15 protein-coding genes are annotated in these 17,743 nt (G+C 71.9%); 1 reads left to right on the top strand and 14 read right to left on the bottom strand.

What is annotated here, in order from left to right; translation table 11 throughout:
- Positions 1-37 precede the first annotated feature (37 nt).
- On the top strand, positions 38-1,306 hold the full coding sequence (locus tag WG923_RS27455; protein ID WP_340354216.1) for an MFS transporter: 1,269 nt from the start codon (positions 38-40) through the stop codon (positions 1,304-1,306).
- Between the two features lie 100 nt (positions 1,307-1,406).
- Here WG923_RS27455 and WG923_RS27450 read toward each other — a convergent pair whose 3' ends face one another.
- The 14 genes from WG923_RS27450 to WG923_RS27385 all read right to left on the bottom strand — a co-directional run.
- On the bottom strand, positions 1,407-2,093 hold the full coding sequence (locus WG923_RS27450; protein ID WP_340354215.1) for a nitroreductase: 687 nt from the start codon (positions 2,091-2,093) through the stop codon (positions 1,407-1,409).
- On the bottom strand, positions 2,090-4,114 hold the full coding sequence (gene recD / locus WG923_RS27445; protein WP_340354214.1) for an exodeoxyribonuclease V subunit alpha: 2,025 nt from the start codon (positions 4,112-4,114) through the stop codon (positions 2,090-2,092). Before recD ends, WG923_RS27450 begins: the two co-directional genes overlap by 4 nt.
- Positions 4,111-7,746, bottom strand: coding sequence for an exodeoxyribonuclease V subunit beta (gene recB / locus WG923_RS27440; RefSeq protein WP_340354213.1), 3,636 nt, complete (start codon positions 7,744-7,746; stop codon positions 4,111-4,113). Before recB ends, recD begins: the two co-directional genes overlap by 4 nt.
- Entirely contained in the window at positions 7,743-11,225 is a 3,483-nt protein-coding gene (recC, locus tag WG923_RS27435; RefSeq protein ID WP_340354212.1) for an exodeoxyribonuclease V subunit gamma, read from the bottom strand. The genes recB and recC overlap by 4 nt, the downstream gene beginning before the upstream one ends.
- Before the next feature lie 96 nt (positions 11,226-11,321).
- Positions 11,322-11,624 carry a hypothetical protein gene (locus tag WG923_RS27430; protein ID WP_340354211.1) on the bottom strand — a complete coding sequence of 101 codons (303 nt, stop codon included), beginning with the start codon at positions 11,622-11,624 and terminating at the stop codon, positions 11,322-11,324.
- Between the two features lie 54 nt (positions 11,625-11,678).
- A complete protein-coding gene (locus tag WG923_RS27425; protein WP_340354210.1) occupies positions 11,679-11,942 on the bottom strand; it encodes a hypothetical protein in 264 nt (87 codons plus the stop codon).
- 114 nt (positions 11,943-12,056) lie between these two features.
- Positions 12,057-12,980: an alpha/beta fold hydrolase gene (locus WG923_RS27420; protein ID WP_340354209.1), complete on the bottom strand. Its 924-nt coding sequence runs from the start codon at positions 12,978-12,980 to the stop codon at positions 12,057-12,059.
- Complete coding sequence (locus tag WG923_RS27415; protein WP_340354208.1) at positions 12,950-13,441, bottom strand: hypothetical protein; 492 nt, start codon at positions 13,439-13,441, stop codon at positions 12,950-12,952. Before WG923_RS27415 ends, WG923_RS27420 begins: the two co-directional genes overlap by 31 nt.
- 55 nt (positions 13,442-13,496) lie before the next feature.
- Positions 13,497-13,721: a hypothetical protein gene (locus WG923_RS27410; protein WP_340354207.1), complete on the bottom strand. Its 225-nt coding sequence runs from the start codon at positions 13,719-13,721 to the stop codon at positions 13,497-13,499.
- A 34-nt stretch (positions 13,722-13,755) separates the two neighbouring features.
- Positions 13,756-14,100 (bottom strand): hypothetical protein, encoded by a 345-nt coding sequence (locus tag WG923_RS27405; RefSeq protein WP_340354206.1) that lies wholly within the window; start codon positions 14,098-14,100, stop codon positions 13,756-13,758.
- A gap of 101 nt (positions 14,101-14,201) precedes the next feature.
- Positions 14,202-15,155, bottom strand: coding sequence for a Bug family tripartite tricarboxylate transporter substrate binding protein (locus tag WG923_RS27400; RefSeq protein WP_340354205.1), 954 nt, complete (start codon positions 15,153-15,155; stop codon positions 14,202-14,204).
- Positions 15,152-16,333 carry an acyl-CoA dehydrogenase family protein gene (locus tag WG923_RS27395; RefSeq protein WP_340354204.1) on the bottom strand — a complete coding sequence of 394 codons (1,182 nt, stop codon included), beginning with the start codon at positions 16,331-16,333 and terminating at the stop codon, positions 15,152-15,154. The genes WG923_RS27400 and WG923_RS27395 overlap by 4 nt, the downstream gene beginning before the upstream one ends.
- 13 nt (positions 16,334-16,346) lie before the next feature.
- Positions 16,347-17,507, bottom strand: coding sequence for an acyl-CoA dehydrogenase family protein (locus WG923_RS27390; protein WP_340354203.1), 1,161 nt, complete (start codon positions 17,505-17,507; stop codon positions 16,347-16,349).
- A 13-nt stretch (positions 17,508-17,520) separates the two neighbouring features.
- The coding region (locus WG923_RS27385; protein ID WP_340354202.1) for an electron transfer flavoprotein subunit alpha/FixB family protein at positions 17,521-17,743 on the bottom strand (223 nt) is incomplete at its 5' end.

Raw genomic sequence — 17,743 nt, 5'->3', positions numbered from 1 at the left:
CGAGGCCCCCACTCACTCGGCGCACGAGGAGTGACGTTTGACTTCGGCAATCCGCAGCCGCTGGTATTTCGGCTGGAACATCGTCGCGGCTGCCGCGCTGCTGACCCTGCTGTCCACGGGCATGCGCCTGGGCATCGGCCCCTTCTTCCTGCCCATCGCGCACGACCTGGGCTTCAGCCGCAGCCTGCTGGCGACCATCGTCGCCATCGGCATGCTGTGCTACGGCCTCGCGATGCCGGTGGGCGGCCACCTGATCGCGCGCTTCGGCACCCGCAGCGTGCTGCTGCTCGGCGCGGGGATCGTGGCGCTGTCGGTGGCGGGGACCGTGCTCACGCGCGACCCGCTGTCCTTCCTGCTGGCGTTCGGCGTCGGCTTCTCCGTGGGCCTGGCCTTCGTCAGCCCGGTGTCGCTCACGCCGGTGATCAGCCACTGGTTCACGCGCCGCCGCGGCATGGCGCTGTTCTTCCTGTCCACCGGCTCGATGGCGGGCATGGCGGTGATGACGCCGGTGTGCACCTGGGCGATCGAGTCCTTCGGCTGGCGCGCGACGCTGGTCGGCTTCGCTGGTGTGTTCATCGCGCTGACGCTGCCGGCGGCCCTGTTCGTGATCCGCGACACGGCGCCGGAGCACACCGACCTGCTGCCCGAGGAAGCGGCGTACCAGCGCGCGCGCGCCGGCGCCGCGCCGCAGAGCCTGAAGCTGCGCGAGGCGATGCGCACCGCGCCGTTCTGGAAGGTGTTCTTCGGCCTGTTCTGCTGCGGCTTCAGCATGAACCTGCTCGGCACGCACGGCATGCCGATGCTGATGGACCACGGCTTCGACGCCTTCACCAGCTCGATGGGCATCGGCCTGATCGGCATCGTCGCGATCGGCGGCACGCTGGTGCTGGGGCGCCTGGCGGACCGGCTGCCCCGCCGCAACATCCTGGCGGTGATCTACTTCGTGCGCGGGCTGGGCTTCTTCGCGCTGGTGCTGGTGGGCACGCACTGGGAGCTGTACGTCACGGCCACCATCGGCGGGCTGGTGTGGGCGGGCAGCATCGCGCTGTCGTCGGCGATCCTGTCGGACGTGTACGGCGTGCGGCTGGTGGGGGTGCTCTATGGCATGGCGTACCTGGGCCACCAGCTCGGCGCGACGCTCAGCTCCTGGCTCGGTGGCTGGGCCTACGAGCGCTTCGGCACGCACTGGATCGCGTTCGGCACCTCGGGCGCGCTGCTGATCGCCGCGGGCGTGGTCGCACTGCAGTTGCCGCGCCGGGGCTTCACCTTGATGGCGCCGGCGATGGGCAAGCCGCAGGAGGCGTAGGCCGGCGGTGACGCGCGCCAGCGCCGGAACCCCGGCGCTTCGCGCATCGCTGGGGTTCGCGGCGCGCTGCGCACGCGTTCACCGCCAGCCTACGGGATCCTCACTCCACCCACTGAACCGCCTGCGCCACGTCCGCGCGGGAGGTGCGGAACGCGTTCGCCGGATGCGCCGGATCCTCGTAGCCGAAGGCGATGCCGCAGACCACCTTGCGGTCTTCGGGCAGCGCCAGCTGCTCGCGCCAGAACGGCGCGACGGCCGCCTGCGCCGCCTGCGCGATGCTGGCCACGCCCAGCGACCAGGCGGCCAGCATGAAGTTGTGCACGTAGGCTCCGCAGTCGATCGCGGCATAGGTGCCCAGGGGCGCATGGCTCGTGACGATCGCCAGTTGCGGCGCACCGAACAGGCGGTAGTTCTCCAGCCACTGGCGTTCGTACGCGGGCTTGTCGCCGCGCTGCACGCCGGTGGCCGCATAGAGCTGCAGCCCGCATTCCCGGCGCCGGTCCTGGTACACGCCCTCGTACGCGCCGGGAAAATCGAAGTCGGGCTGCGGCGCATGCGCCCGCGCGTACGCGATGAGCGCCTCGCGCACGCGGCCCGTCGCCTCGGGCGACAGCACGTGCACCTGCCAGGGCTGTGCGTTGCACCAGGACGCGGTGCGCTGCGCGATCGCCAGGATGCGTTCCACCGTGGCGCGCGGCACCGGCTCCGGGCGGAAGCCGCGGCAGCTGTGGCGCTCCGCGAGCAGTTGCGCCAGCACGTGGTCGCGCGCTGCGTTCTCTTGCGTCATGGACGGACTCCTCCTGTGACCCGCGGCCCCTCGCCGCCCTGGCGGGTGCGGCGCGCGAGCGCCGCTTCCAGCACGTGGCCGGCGCCCGCCGGCACGGCCAGCGTGAACCGGCGCTTCGCCCGCGTGATGCCGGTGTAGACCAGCTCGCGCGTGAGCACGCGGCTGGCCTCCTGCGGCAGCAGCAGCGCCGCGTGATCGAACTCCGAGCCCTGCGACTTGTGGACGGTCATCGCAAACACCGTCTCCACCTCGGGCAGGCGGCTGGGCAGGATCCAGCGGATGCCGCCGTCGCTGCCCTCGAAGGCGACGCGCAGCATCGTGCGCCCGGGCTCGCCCGCCACCGGCAGCGGCAGCGCGATGCCGACGTCGCCGTTCATGAGGCCCAGCGCGTAATCGTTGCGCGTGACCATCACTGGCCGGCCCGCGTACCAGCCGCTCGCCGCTGGCGTGAGCTTCTCGGCGTGCAGCAGGCCAGCGATGCGCGTGTTGAGGCCTTCAACGCCATAAGGCCCGCGGCGCACCGCGCACAGGAGCTGGAAGCTGCCATAGGCCTTCAGCACGGATCGCGCCCAATCGTCGAAGGCTTCGTGCGGCGCATCGGCGGCCGGAGGTTGGGCGGCCCGCGCGAGATAAGGGCGGTAGCCCTCGAGCACGAGCCGCCGCAGGACGGCGTCGCGCGCATCGAGCTCGATCCAGGCGAGGTCGTCGTGCCCCGCCCGCAGGATCTCCCGCGCGCGGGCGGGCTCGCCGCGGTTGACCGCATCCGCGAGCTGGCCGATGCCGCTGCCGGCGTCGAAGCGCCAGCTATGCCGCAGCTTCACCACGCCCTGGTCCAGCGGCTCGCCGTGTGCGTCGACCAGCCCCTCGGGGATGCGCTCGCCGGTGAGCGCTTCCAGCCACGCGCGCGTGTCGGGGCGGTAGTGGCCGTCGTCCGCGCGGGCGCACAGTTCGCCCAGCACGTTGCCGGCCTCCACCGACGCCAGCTGGTCCTTGTCTCCCAGCAGCACGAGCCGCGCGCGCGGCGGCAACGCCGCGATCACGGCGGCCATGGTCTCCAGGTCCACCATCGAGGCCTCGTCGAGCACCAGCACGTCCAGGGGCAACGGATGGGAGGCGTCGTGGCGGAAGCGGCGCGTGCCGCCGAAGCTTCCCAGCAGGCGATGCACCGTGCTCACGTCGGTGGGGATCGCCGCCCGCACGGCATCTCCGTTGCCCAGATTCGCCAGCTTCAGGGCGTCCACCGCGTTGGCGATCGAGGCGTTCAGGCGTGCCGCGGCCTTGCCGGTCGGCGCGGCGAGGCGGATGCGCAGCCGCCGCGCGCTGCCGTCCGGCGCGGACAAGGCAAGGTGCTGCAGCAGCGCGAGCAGGCGCACGACCGTCGTCGTCTTGCCCGTGCCGGGGCCACCGGTGACGATGGCGAAGCGCGAGCGCAGCGCCACCGCGCAGGCGATCTTCTGCCAATCGGGTTGCGGCGCGGCCTCCTCGCGCGCGAACAGTTCGGCGAGCGCCACGCGCGCGCGCTGCAGCGCCTCCGCCGTCCAGGCGTCGACCGCGGCGAGCCGCTGTCCCAGGCCTGCGCGCACCGACTGCTCGTGCTGCCAGAAGCGGCGCAGGAGCAATCGCGTGCCTTCGATCGCCAGCGGCGTGTTGCCCTCGCCTGCGCCGACGAGGCGCTCGTCGCCCAGCGCCCGTTGCCACTCGTGCAAGGTGATGCCTTGCAGCAATGCAGCGGGTTCGATCGGGCGTGAAGTCGCTGGCGGCGCGGACGCAGGCTCCTCCGGCGGGATCGCCAGCGCCTCGGCGGGATCGCCGGCCAGCGCCGCAAGATCCAGGCTCACGTAGCCGCGCCCGAGCTGGTGGCTCGCCAGTGCGGCCGCGAGCAGCAGCAGCGGATCCGCCTCGGGCACCTCGCGCGCGAGGAAGGCCGCGAACACCAGGTCCAGCTCGCGCAGCCAGCCGGCGGCGACCCAGCTTTCCAGCAGTTGCAGGCAGGCCTGCGGGGAGCGCAAGGCCTCGTTCATGCCTGAACCTTTTCCGTGAACAGGGCGTCCAGCGCGTCCATCAATGCGGCGGGCGGACGCTCCAGGTGCAGGCCCTGGGAGGGCGCGGCATGCCCGCGCAGGAACACGTAGACCGCGCCGCCGACGTGGCGCTCGTAGTCGTAATCGGGCAGGCGCGAGCGCAGCAGGCGATGCAGCGCGAACAGGTAGAGGCTGTACTGCAGCTCGTAGCGATGGTGCAGCACTTCGTCGCGCATCGCTTCGACGGTGTACGCGGCATCGCCGGCGCCGAGCCGGTTCGACTTGTAGTCGGCCACGTAGTAGCGGCCCTCGTGCTCGAACACCAGGTCGACGAAGCCCTTGAGCATTCCGTGCAGCTGCTGCGGCTCCAGCGGCGCACGCGGCAAGCCCTCCAGCGTGTGCCTGCACACCACCGCGTCGAGGGCCTGCGCCTGCACGCGGGAGGCAGCGAGCCAGAACTCCATCTCCGGCTGGATCGCGGCGAGCTCGCGCGGCGCGACGGCGCGCGAGCCGGGCGCCAGGCGCCGCAGGTCCAGCGGCGTGGCGAGCCAGCGGGTGAGCCACGCGCGCAAGGCTTCGCGGTGCGGCGCCCAGCGCGCGGGGCGGCAGCGGCGCGCGAGCACGCGGTCGATCTCTTCGGGTGCATCGGCCGCCACGGCAAAGCCTTCGCGGCCCGCCCATTCGAGCACGCCGTGCAGGAAGCTGCCGGCCGCGGGCCCGCGCGGGAAATCATGCAGCGTGCCGGTCGACGGCGGCGGTTCCACATCCTCGCGCCCTTCCTCCGCCGATTCGAGGTAGGTTTCCTCCTGCGCCGTCTCGCCGATGCGCTGCTCGCGCAGCGTGCTGCCCGCGGCGCGGCGCAAGCGCGAATAGCTGGCGATCCACCACGGCTCGGGCGCATGCGCGGGCAGCGGCGGCGGCAGGGCGAGCTGCATCGTCGGGGCCTCGGCCTGGTAGGTCTCCTCCGAGGCCTGCCGCGCCGGCGCCACTTCGATCATGGAAGACGATGCGAGCGCTGCTTCCACGGTGGACCGCACCTGCCCCGGCGCGATAGCCTCGCCGCCGGCCAGCAGGTAGCCGAGCGCGCTGCGTTCGAGATCGCCCGTAGCCGCCACGGCGATCCAGGTGGCGAAGCGCGCGCGCGTCATGGCCACGTAGAGCTTGCGCAGGTCCTCGCCGAGGCGCTCGCGTTCGGCCCGCACGAGGATCTCGTCGCTGGCGCGCAGCGACAGGTGCAGCACGCCCGCGTCGTCATGCCACTTGATCGGCACGTCCTCGGCCTTCACCGGCCGGCAGGCGCAGGGGAAGGGCACGAACACCAGCGGGTATTCCAGGCCCTTGGACTTGTGCACCGTCACCACCTTCAGCAGGTCGGCGTCGCTTTCCAGGCGCAACTGGCGGCTGTCGACGGCGACGGTCCCTTCCGCGCGCTGCTCCGCCAGGTACCGCACCAGAGCATGCTCGCCATCGAGCAGCATGCTGGCCTGCTGCAGCAGCTCCGCCAGGTGCAGCAGGTCGGTCAGCAGCCGTTCCTCGCCGAGCGCGATCAGCCGCTGCGGCACCTCGAAGTCGTGCAGCAGCCGCCGCAGCATGGGCAGCACGCCCTGGCGCTGCCAGCAGGTGCGGTACCCGCGGAACCGCTCCAGCCTCTCTTCCCAGTGGACCTCGTCGTGGTTCAGCCGGTCCAGCGCCGCCCAGTCCTGCGCGAGCAGGCCCGTCGCCAGCGCGGCGCGCACCAGGGCGCCCTCCTCCGGCGCAGCACAGGCCTGCAGCAGCCGCTGCAACTCGCCCGCGGCGTCGCTGCGGAACACGTTGTCGCGATCGGACAGGTACACGCTGCGCACGCCGCGTTCGGCCAATGCCTTGCGTACCGCGCGCGCTTCCGTGCCGTCGTTGACCAGCACGGCGATGTCGCGCGGGCACAGGCGCTGCAGCCTGCGCTTGTCGTCGACGAAACCGGCCTGGCCCTGTTGCGCCAGGCGCAGCAGGCGCACGATCTCGGTGGCCGTGGCGGCCGACACGGCTTCGCGGTACTCGCCGGGCCGCAGCGCCGCGCCTTCGTCGAGCCACCAGCAGGTGAGGGAGGGCGCATCGGCGCCGGCCACGCGCCAACGCTGGTCGCGCCCCTGCGCCTGCACCGGCAGGAAGGGCAGCGGATTCCCCGCCTCCGTGCGGAACAGGAATGCGCCTTCGCCCGAGGCGCGCCGCTCGGCCTGCAGGAACAGGTGGTTGACCGCGTCCACCATCGGCTTCGTCGACCGGTAGTTGGTGCCCAGCGTCGTGTGGTGGCCCGCCGTGTCGCGCCGCGCCTCCAGGTAGGTGTGGATGTCCGCGCCGCGGAAGGCGTAGATCGCCTGCTTCGGGTCGCCGATCAGGATCAGCGCCGTATCGTCGCGGCCCCGGTACACCGTGCGGAAGATCTCGTACTGGACCGGGTCGGTGTCCTGGAATTCGTCGATCAGCGCCACCGGGAACTGGCGGCGGATCAGTGCGGCCAGGCGCGGACCGCTGTCGGGACGGCGCAGCGCATCGCGCAGCCGCGTGAGCAGGTCGTTGAAGCCCATCTCCGCGCGGCGAAGCTGTTCGGACGCCATGCGTGCCGCGACCCAGTGCGCCGCGTGCGCCAGCACGGTGTCCCGGCATTCCGGCAGGCAGGCGAGCTGGCCGCGCAGCACCTCGAGCGCCTGGAGCGCCTCGTGGTGCGGCGCCTCTTCGGGCACCTTCCAGGCTTCGCGCAGGCCCGCGTGCGTGAGCCGCGTCCAGGCCGTGTCGGTCAGGTCCGGCACGGCATGCGTCCCCGTGCACCACTCGCGCAGTTTCTGCAGCCAGCGCTGGTAGTCGGCCTTCTTCAGCTTGCGGCCGTCGACCTTCTTCGCCTCGACGGCTTCGTCCAGCATCTTTTGCAGCGCGTCGCACCAGGTCTCCCACGGGGCGCGCAGGTCGGCCAGGTGTTGCGCGCGGGCCAGGCGCGCGTCGCGCAGCGCGGTAGCCGGCTCGGGGGCGCCGTCCACGTGCTCCGCCTGCGGCAGCAGGTTGCGCAAGGCAAAGCGCAGGGCGTCGGGCGTCTTCCACCAGCCGGCCACGCATTCGGCGTCCTCCGGCGGCAGCGGGTAGAAGAAGGTGCGCCAGTAGTCGCGCACGGCCTCCTGCTCCAGTTCCGTCTGGTCCGCCTCCAGCGTCTGGCTGAAGAGGCTGCCGCTGTCGAAGGCGTGCTCTCGCAGCATGCGGTTGCACCAGCCGTGGATGGTGGAGACGGCCGCTTCGTCCATCCATTCGGCCGCCAGGCGCAGGCGTTGCGCGCAGGCCGGCCAGTCCACAGCGGGGTAGCTCGCGCGCAGGTCGCGCAGGGAAGCATCGGGCCCGGGGTGCTCGCCGGCGAAGGCGTCGGCCGCTTCCGCCAGGCGCGCGCGGATGCGGTCGCGCAGCTCCTTGGTCGCGGCCTCGGTGAAGGTCACGACGAGGATCTCCGGCGGCGTCAGCGCGCGCGGGAAGGCCGCATCGCCGCCGTGGCCCAGCACGAGCCGCAGGTACAGCGCGGCGATCGTGAAGGTCTTGCCGGTGCCGGCGCTCGCCTCGATCAGCGAACTGCCCTGAAGCGGAAAGCGCAAGGGGTCCAGCAGCGCGGGCGTCATTCCGCCTCTCCCTTGGGCGGCGCGCCGACGGCGTCGCGCAGTGGCCGCAGCAGCGTCGTGGCCCAGTGCGCGAACTCGTCGCGATCGAGGGCCTCGAAATCCGGGAAGGCGCGCGCCAGGTACGCATCGCGCGCGCATTCGCTTTCGTGGCACTTGCGCGCCTCGGCGCGAGCGCGGTCCTCCGAGGACTCGCCCTTTTCCGGCGCCGCGAAGCGCAGCCAGGCCGCCGCGCTGTCGACGCAGAAGGGCAGCGGTCGCCGCATGCCCTCGCGCCAGGCCGCCAGCAGCTCCTGCCACCAGGCCAGGGCGGCCTCGTGCGCGATCGGATGCAGCGTCGCGGAGCCGGCCTTGCTCACGATGACAGTGGTGAGCGCCTGTCCTTCGAGGTGACCGGCCACGTGCGCGACCCAGTGCGGCAGCAGGCGGGCATAGCGCCAGCGCCTGTCCTTCACCAGGCCGCTGCTTTCGAGCACCAGGCGGCAGCGCGCGCCGTCGGCACTGGCGCGCAGGTCCCCGAGCCAGTCCTCGAACAGCAGGTCCGGCTGGCCGCGCTCATCGGCGAAGGCGAGCGGCGCGTCGGGAAGCACGCGGGGCCAGTCCTGCAGCAACTGCCCATAGCGCGCGAACAGCTTGTCCATGGGCTGCGCCAGTTGCGCCGCGACCTGCTCGGAGAAGGCGCCGTGCGGGAGCTCGCCGCGGGCGGCGAAGCGCGCCAGGCGCGACTGCAACGCGGCCTCCCGCGGCAGCCCCGCGTCGACGGCCGATCGCTGCACGCGGATCAATTCGTCCTGCAGGCTCCAGTTCTCCAGCCCGTCGAGGCCGAAGGGCTCCTGGTCCTGCGCCGCGACGTCCTCGTCGGCGAAGCGCACGGCCAGGCGGTGCTCGAAGAACGCCCGCACCGGGTTCTTCACGAAGCGCCCCAGCATCGCGAGGGTGAGCGTCGCCTGGGCCTGCGGTGCCTCCAGCGCGGGGGCGTTCGCGCGCGCCCCGGGCGCCTGCAGCGGCGCGCGCCACTCGCTGGCATAGCTGAAAAGTCGCGGATCGGTGCCGTCGAAATACGCGGGATGGAAAGGCTGCAACCGGTGTTCGACGGTCAGCGCTGCCACCAGTTCGCGCCCGGACTTGTCCGCCTTCGCGTCCTTCAGGCGCCAGCCGGCGGCCAGGTGATCGCGCAGCTGCGCCACCAGCACCGAAGGCGGGCGCTCCTCGTTGTCGTGGATGCTGCGCCCCACCCAGCTCACGTGCAGGTGCTCGCGCGCGGACAGCAGCGCCTCCAGGAACAGGTAGCGGTCGTCCTCGCGCCGCGAGCGGTCGCCGCTGCGGTGCTCCTGCGCCATCAGGTCGAAGTCCATGGGCGGGCGCGAGCGCGGGTAGTCGCCGTCGTTCATCCCGAGCAGCGCGATCCGGCGGAAGGGGATCGCCCGCATCGGCATCAGCGAGGCGAAGGTGACGCCGCCGGCGAAGAAGGGCTGGCGCAGCCCCGGCGGCTCCAGGCTTTGCAGCCAGTGCTCGCGCACCACCGACAGCGGCAGCGGCTGCGCGAGCCGCGCGTCCTCGCACGCGACCTGCCAGTCGTCGAGCGCGGACTGCGCGCGCAGCAGCGTCAGGCCGTCGACGCTGCCCTCAGGCGCGGAGAAGAAATCATCGAGCAGTTGCTGCAGCCGCGCGACCCACTGCGCCGGCGGCGCCGGCTGGTCCAGCACCTGCCAGTGCGCTTCCAGCGTTTCGACCAGGCGCACCAGCGGCCCCAGCAGCGCGGCCGCCAGCCCGCCCACTTCGGCCAGGGGCTCGATCCCGTTCCAGGCCTCGCCCTCCCCCACCGCGTACCCGAGCAGCATGCGGCGCAGGCCGAAACGCCAGCTGTTCTGCTCCATGCCGGGCGGCAGGCCCAGCGAGGCGCGGTGCTGCGCATGCAGGCCCCAGCGGATGCGCGCCGCGGCGATCCAGGAGTGCAGCAGGGGCAGGTCGTCCTCGGCGATGTCGAAGCGCGCGCGCACCGCCGGCACGTCGAGCAGGTCCAGCACTTCGCTCACGGCCACGCGCTCGCGCGGCAGGTTCAGCAGCTTTTCCAGGGCGCCGAGCAGCGGGTCCTGCTGGCGCTGGGCCTGGTCGGCGACGTTGAAGGGGATGCGGCGGGCGTCCTGGTCGTCGGCCAGGCCGAACACGGCGCGGATGTGCGGCGCGTACGTGGAGACGTCCGGCACCATCACGATCACGTCCCGCGGGCGCAGGCTCGCGTCGGCCGCGAAGGCGGCGAGCAGCTGGTCGTGCAGCACCTCCACTTCGCGCTGCGGGCCGTGCGTGACGTGGAAGGCGATCGAGGTGTCGCGCGCGGGATCCACCGCCGGCCAGCGCGCTTGCGTTTCGGCCAGCGGCCGCAGGTCGAGGATGTCGTCCTGCAGCTGGCGCAGCAGCGTGTCGGCGCCGGTGCGCGCGAACAGGTCGATGCGCTGGCCGATCTCGCCGAAGCGCTGGCGGTAGGTGTCGGGGCGGTCGTATTCCTCCAGCAGGCCGATGAAGTCGCGGCCCTGCTTGCCCCAGGCGGCCAGCAGCGGCTGCGTCTGCAGGTGCAGCGCCTGCGAGTCGGGCTCGCCGCGCAGGCCCGGGCGCGGCTGGTGGCGGCGCCGGCGCATCGCGTCCTGCGCCGCGACGATGCCGGACCAGTCGTGCTCGGAGGGGTTGTGCACGAACAGCAGCACCTGGCTGAAGCGGGCCAGCGCCGCCAGCGCATCGAGCGACTGGCGCGGCAGCGAGGAGATGCCGAAGACGCTGATGCGGCGCGGCAGGCCGACCGGACGCGCGCCCTGGCGGTCCTCCACCGCGGCGAGGAAGCGGCGGTGCACCTCGGCGCGCCCGCCGGCGGCGCCTTCTGCGCCGACATCCGCCAGCAGGGCCTGCCACAGCCGCGGCTGCCAGCGCAGCGTGTCCGGCACGGGTGCTTCGCGGCCGTCGCGCGCCAGCGTCAGCACGGCGTCGCCCTTGGCCCAGCGCGCCAGCCAGTCGGCGCGATAGACCTGGTACTGGTCCAGCAGGTCGGCCACGCGCAGGGCCAGCTGGTGCAGCTTGCGCCTGTCCGCGTCGTCGTGCAGGAAGCCGCGCAGGGGTTCGAACTCGGGTTCGTCCAGCAGCGCGGGCAGCAGGCGCATCAGGCGCCAGACGAGGCGCGATTCGTCGAGGGCGGACTCACGCGGAACGGCATCGGGGCCGAGGACCGCTCGGTACGCGCCCCACAGGGCGTGCGCGGGCAGTTCGGTCCGCAGGGCCGCGGCCACCCCGATGCCGCCCTGCCCCGGGTCGCCGGCCAGCGACAGCTTGAGCCACTGCGCGACGCCGTTGCTCTGGACCAGGACCAGTTCGTCCTCCAGCGGCGCCAGCGGGTGCCGCGCCATCCAGGCGACCATCAGGTCGCGCAAGGCCTCCGGATGGTTGCCGTGGACCACCATGAAGCCGGGGGGGAGGGACTGCGCGGGGTCGTTCATGTGCCTGACCGGACTGTACTGGCTCCGGCAAGGGGTCCCGCCATCGGGCGCGATCGGGCGCGACGGGTCGCGCCGTGCGGCGGCAAAAGTCCGGGGCTAGCGGCGCACGAACAGCACGTGGCAGCCCTGCATCTCCTCCGCCTCGCCGGCGATCACGTCGCCGTAGCCGAGGTCCGCCAGGAACAGCGACAGGCGCTGCACCTGGTTGAAGCTGGCGACGACCGTCCCGGCCAGCACGCGGCCGGCGGCGTCGCAGATGCCGATGCGGAAGCCCGGGCCCGGCTCCGGGCAACGCTTCACGCGGCGCAAGGCCGCGGCGACGTCGCGCAGGGAAGGAATGAGTTCGGGGAGCGGGTGCGCCCAGGCAGGCGCGGGCGGGGATTGCTGCAGGCTCAGCATGGACGCACAGCTTAACTCCGCTGGCTGACAGGAACCAGCCACCTGCGTCAATCTTCAGGTACTTCCCAGCACGGTCATCATGCCGTCGTCTTCCTCGAGGTCCTGCAGCAGGTGCAGCTGCACCAGCCGGTGGCGCAGGTAGCGCAGCTGGGTGGGCCCATAGAGCAGCGCGAAGCGGTACATCTCGCCGTCCTCATTGCGGAAGGCCACCAGCACCGGCTTGCCCGACACGGGCATGGCGCGCGCGCCCTTGAGCGCGGCCGCGAGCTCGCGGTCGCGGCCGTGGGCGGTGCGGTTCACGAAGCGGTCGGTTTCCATGCGCATGTCCTGGATCCGCATTCTGGGACCGCCAGGCGGCACGCACGGGGCCGTCGACACAATCATTACCCGGCTGGTCCGATCTTGCGAGCGGTAGCGGCTGGAAACGTGTTGTCAACACGCGCGCTCGGCGGCCTGCCTCAGCGCCGCGAGCATGCGCGGATCCGATGCCTGGTGACCGGCGCCCTCGACCCAGTGCACGCGCACCGCGCCTTCGGTGCACCGCTGCAAGGCCACGGTGCCTTCCGGTGGGCAGATCGCATCGGCCGTTCCGTGGACGGCGACGATGGGCACGCGCGGCAGGGCGCGGCAGCGGGCCAGCAGCGGTGGATCGTCGAGCCAGCATCCGTGCCTGAGGTAATGGCCCTGGATGCGGTAGCGGTGCACCAGCCGAGCCAGGGCTTCGTCGTCGGGCGCTCGCACAGGCTCGCCGGACAGGCGCTGCTCCCACGCAGACCAGGCGGTGGCGAGCGTCCGCTGCGCCTCGCGCGTGCCTTGCGTGAACACCTCCGAGAGGCACGCGAGCAGGGGAAGGCTCGCCTGCGCGGCGCGCTGTGCCAGCGCCTGCCACACGGGCCCGCCCTGCCGCACCGCGCCCGCGAAGAAGGCCTCGATGTCCTGCGGGCGGGCGAGGAACACGTTGCGCAGCAACAGCCCCGACACAGCGCCGGGATCGTCGAGTGCATGCGCCAGCGCCAGCGTCGCGCCCCAGGAGCCGCCCACGACCAGCCACTGGCCCACGCCGAGCGTGCCACGCAGCAGGCGCAGGTCCGCGAGCAGGTGCGCCAGCGTGTTGGAGGCGATGCTGCCTTGCGGCGTGCTCTGCCCGGCGCCGCGCTGGTCGGGACAGAGGATGCGGTAACGCCCCGGATCGAGGAAGCTGCGCAGCACCGGCGACTGCCCCGACCCCGGCCCGCCGTGCAGCACCAGCGCCGGGATGCCGCGCGGATCGCCATGCTCCTCGACGTGCATCACATGGCCGTCGCCCACGGGCAGGCGATGGACGATCATGGCGGGGGCCGTTCCCAGAGCGTCCACGATCGGCGCTCCGCCGAGCGCTGAGCCTCGGCGACGGCGTCCTTGCGGAACCCGGGAAGACGGCCCTCGAGCACCGCAACGAGATCGTGGCTGCTGGCGACGCTGCCGGGCACTGCCACGCCCTGGCCCGTGCGCCCGTACAGCAGGAACAGCATCTCCTTGCGCCCGGCGCCGGTCTCGTTGGCGAGCACTTCCACCTTGGCCAGTTCGTCCCAGCGCACCGATTCGGTCAGGGTCTTGCGCAGCCGGGAGCCGTGCTCGCGCGAGAGGCCTTCCTCGGAGACGAACAGCTGGTCGCGATAGCGGTCGGCGTGCGCCAGCACCTGCGTGGCGACCACCAAGGCCGCCACGAGCGCCCAGACCCACAGGGGCAAGGCTCCGGCCTGCACCAGCAGCAGCCCGCTGGCGACCAGCACGGCCAGCACCCACGTCTTTCGGGATCCGGGGAAGTTGGTTCTCATGGCATCCGCGGCCGTGCGCTTCGGGCAAGCGCCACGATACACGAAGGCCCCGCGTTCAGCGCCCCGGCGCGTGCTGCGCTTCGATCGCGGCCTTCGCTTCCTCGATGGCGGCCAGCTCGAGCTTCCTCGTGCCCCACAGCGGCCTGCCCATGTACTGCGTCAACGCCGTCACGCGCTTGACCACCGCCCCGCCGCTGCGGATCGTGTAGCTGCCATGCCGGTCCGCCTCGATCTCGTAGCTGGGGCCGGCCCCGTTCTGGCTGACATACACCACTTTCATGTTCGCTTCTCCGCGTTCCCGCGCCGTGCGCTGCTCAGGCGGGCGCCGGCAGCTGCGCCCCGATCATGCGCAGGCAGCGCGAGCGCAGGCGCTCCACCGCCGCCAGGTGCTCGTGCAGCGCGAGCGCGGCCGAGCCGCTGCGGCCGCACAGCGACTGCAGGAACCTGGTGCGCGACACCAGCACCGCCACCCAGGATACAGACAACCGCGGCAGCGATGCACCGAGGATGCGCATCGCGCCGAACTCCTGCTGCAGCCGCCGGAACGCATCCGCATCGAGCCAGCTCTCCGCCAGCGCGCGCAGGTCGAGCTCGTACTGCTCCAGCGCCGCCGCCAGCTTGAAGGTCACCACCCGCGCCGAAAAATCCTTCATGTGCATCCGTCGATCCTTTCGCGGGGCGACTTTAGGCCAGGAATGCTGCGCTGCACACACGAAAACGTGCGGTTACGGCTCAGGATGTAAGCGGCGGCCGGCGGACTTCAGTACGTGGTCTTCGTCAACTCCAGCGACTTGAGCAGCGGAACCCAGCGATCGTATTCCTGCCGCATGAACTTCCCAAGCTCCTCGGGCGAGCCGCCGCGCGGCTCCATGCCGGCGGCGCGGGCCTTGGCGATGAAGTCCTCGCGCGCGAGCACCTGGTTGACCGCCTTGTTCAGGCGATCGATCGCCTCGCGCGGCGTGCCGGCGGGCGCCACCAGCGTGTACCAGGCGTAGGCCTCGACGTCGTAGCCGGCCTCCTTGAAGGTGGGCGCGTTCGGCACCTGCGGCAGGCGCTTGTGATCCATCACGCCCAGCACCCGCAGCTTGCCGGACTGCACGTGCGGCAGCGAAGCGGTGATCGACGTGCCGTGGATGTCGATCGAGCCGCCCAGCAGCGCCTGCAGGCCCGGCGCGTCGCCGTTGAAGGGCACGTGCGTGGTGCGGATGCCGGCCTGCCGCTCGAACATCAGCGGCGCGAGGTTGCTGATGATGCCGGCGCCCGGCGAGCCGCGGTTGATCTTGCCGGGGTTTGCCTTCGCATAGGCCACCATCTCCTGCAGCGTGCTGTAAGGCAGGTCGGTGCGGGCCACGATGATCATCGGCTGGTAGCCGATGTGCGTGACGGGCACGAAGTCCTTCAGCGGGTCGTACGGCAGCTTGTCGAACAGCACGGTATTGTTGGCCATCGTGCTGTTGGTGCCCACGAACACGGTGAGGCCGTCCGGGCGCGACTTCGCCACGTAGTCGGCGGCGATGTTGCCGGAGGCGCCGGGCTTGTTCTCCACGATGACCGGCATGCCGGCCTTGGCCACTTCCGCGGCCAGCATGCGCACGTAGACGTCGGTGCCGCCGCCGGCGGCGAACGGCACGACGAACTTCGTGACGGGTTGCGCGCTGGCGGAGCCGCAGGCCACGGCAGTGGCGAGCAGCAGGCGGGTGATGAGCGATTTCATGGACGGTCTCCTCTGGAATGAAAAGTCGCGGGGTTCGGATCCCCGGCGGACAGCAATGCATCGAGATCGGCGGCGTGCGTCCCGGCCTGGCCGAACAGCTGGTCCAGCACATGCACGCGCCGCAGGTAATGGCCGACGGCGTACTCCTGGGTCATGCCGATGCCGCCATGCAGCTGGATGGCGGCATGGCACACGTCGCGCGCGTTGCGCCCCACGAGCAGCTTGGCGCGGTGCAGGTCGCAGCGCGCCTCGGGATCCTCGGGCCGGCCGGCCGCGACCGCCGCCGCGATGGCCATGCTGGCCGCCATCTCCACGCCGACGTGCATCTCGGCGACGCGATGCCGCAGCGCCTGGTTGGCGGCCAGGACCTGCCCGAACTGCTTGCGCACGTTGAGGTATTCGATCGTGAGCTTCACGGCGGCTTCCATCGCGCCCACCATGTCCGCGCACAGCGCGGCGATGCCCACCGCCAGCGCAGAGTGCAGGGCGGCAAGGCCCGCGTCGCCGCTGACGTCGGTGACGATCGTCGCCGGCGCGTCGTGGAAGCTCACCGTGGCGGCGGGGGTGTCGTCGACCAGGCGGTGCGGCCGGCAAGCCACGCCGGGCGCATCGGCCGCGACCAGGAACAGCGCGAGGCCCGCGGCCTCGCCGTCCTCCGCCGCGACACGCGCCGAGACCAGGAAGTGGCCGGCGATCGCGCCGAACAGCACGTTCGGCTTGAGGCCGGCGAGCCGCCAGCCCTCGCCCTCGCGCCGCGCGCGGGTGGCCAGCCAGCGCCCTTCGAGATCGCTCCCGGGTTCCTCGTGCGCCCAGGCGATGCGCACCTCGCCGGTGGCGAGGGCCGTGAGCCAGCGATCGCGCAGCGCCATGCTGCGGGCCTGCGCCAGCACCACGGCAGGCAGCACGCTGCAGGGAAGCAGGGGCGAGGCGAGCAGCGAGCGGCCGCCTTCGCGCATCACGGCCATCAGGTCGGTCGCATTGCCGCCGATGCCGCCGTACGCCTCGGGCACCAGCATCGCTGGCAGTCCCATCTGCACCATTTGCGCGTCGATTCCGGCGCTGTAGCCCGCCTCGCTCGCGGCGGCGGCGCGATAACGCTCGAGGCCGTGGTGGTCGGCCAGCAGGCGCGCCACGCTGTCCTGCAGCGCCCGCTGGCCTTCGTCCAGTTCGAAGTTCATGCGGTCTCCTTCCTCAACCCAGCAGCGCGCGGGCGAGGATCTCCTTCTGGATTTCCGAGCTGCCGCCGTAGATGCTGGTGGCGCGCGAGAAGAAGTAGCGCGGCACCAGCCAGTCCGTGGCCGTTTCGTGCGATGCGGCCCGCTCCAGCCCCAGCGGGCCGGCGAGCGTCGCGATCAGGGTATTGAGCTGCTGCTGCAGCTCGGTGCCCTTGAGTTTCAGCACCGACGCGAAGGCCGGCAGGCGCGCCTGCTCCGAGGCGGTGAGCAGGAAGCGCTGGTTGGTGACTTCCAGCGCGCGGACCTCGGCGTCCAGCAGCGCGAGCTCGTGCCGCAGGGCCGCATCGTCGATCAGGCGGCGACCCGCGTGGCGGCGCTGCGTCGCCAGTTCGCGCGCCATCTCCAGCCGCTGGCGGCACAGGCCCACGTTGGCGATGCCGGAGCGCTCGTTGGCCAGCAGGAAGCGGGCGCAGTTCCAGCCCTTGTTCTCCTCGCCCACGAGGTTGCCGACCGGCACCTCCACGTTGTCGAGGAAGACTTCGTTCAGGTGCCGGGACCCGTCGATGGACCAGATCGGCCGCACGGTGATGCCCGGCGACTTCAGGTCGATCAGCAGGAAGGAGATGCCTTCCTGCTTGCGGCCCTCGGACGACGTGCGCACCAGCGCGAACATCCAGTCGGCGTGGTGCGCCATGGAGGTCCAGGTCTTCTGCCCGTTGACCACATACACGTCGCCACGGCGCTGCGCCGTCGTGCGCAAGGCGGCCAGGTCGGATCCGGCGCCGGGCTCGGAAAAGCCCTGGCAGAACCAGAGGTCCAGCCGCGCCAGCCGCGGCAGGAAGAAATCGCGTTGCGCCGGCGTGCCGAATTCGAGCAGCACGGGCCCCAGCATGTTGATGTTGAACACCTGCGGCACCGGCGCCGGCGCGCGCTGCAATTCGTCGAGCAGGATCAGGCGCTCGACCTGGCCCAGCTCCGCGCCACCGTATTCCTTCGGCCAGTGCGGCGCGGCCCAGCCGCGCTCGGCCAGCGCGCGTTGCCAGGCGATGGTCTCCTCGCGCCCGGGCAGGTGGCCCTGGCGCAGGCGCTCGCGCACGGCAGCGGGCAGGCGCTCGTCGATGAAGCGGCGCACGTCCGCGCGGAACGCGAGCTGTTCGGGGGAGAGGTCGAGGTCCATGTGCGCCGCGTCCTCAGACGGCCTTGACCAGTTCCGGCACGGCGGTGAACAGGTCCGCTTCCAGCCCGTAGTCGGCCACGCTGAAGATCGGCGCTTCCGGATCCTTGTTGATCGCCACGATCACCTTGGAGTCCTTCATGCCGGCCAGGTGCTGGATCGCGCCGCTGATGCCGCAGGCGATGTACAGCTGCGGCGCGACGATCTTGCCGGTCTGGCCGACCTGCAGGTCGTTGGGC

Origin of the sequence: Ramlibacter sp. AN1133 (genome assembly GCF_037890035.1) — a bacterium.
GTDB lineage: Bacteria > Pseudomonadota > Gammaproteobacteria > Burkholderiales > Burkholderiaceae_C > Ramlibacter.
This window is presented reverse-complemented; position numbering and strand designations above follow the sequence as displayed.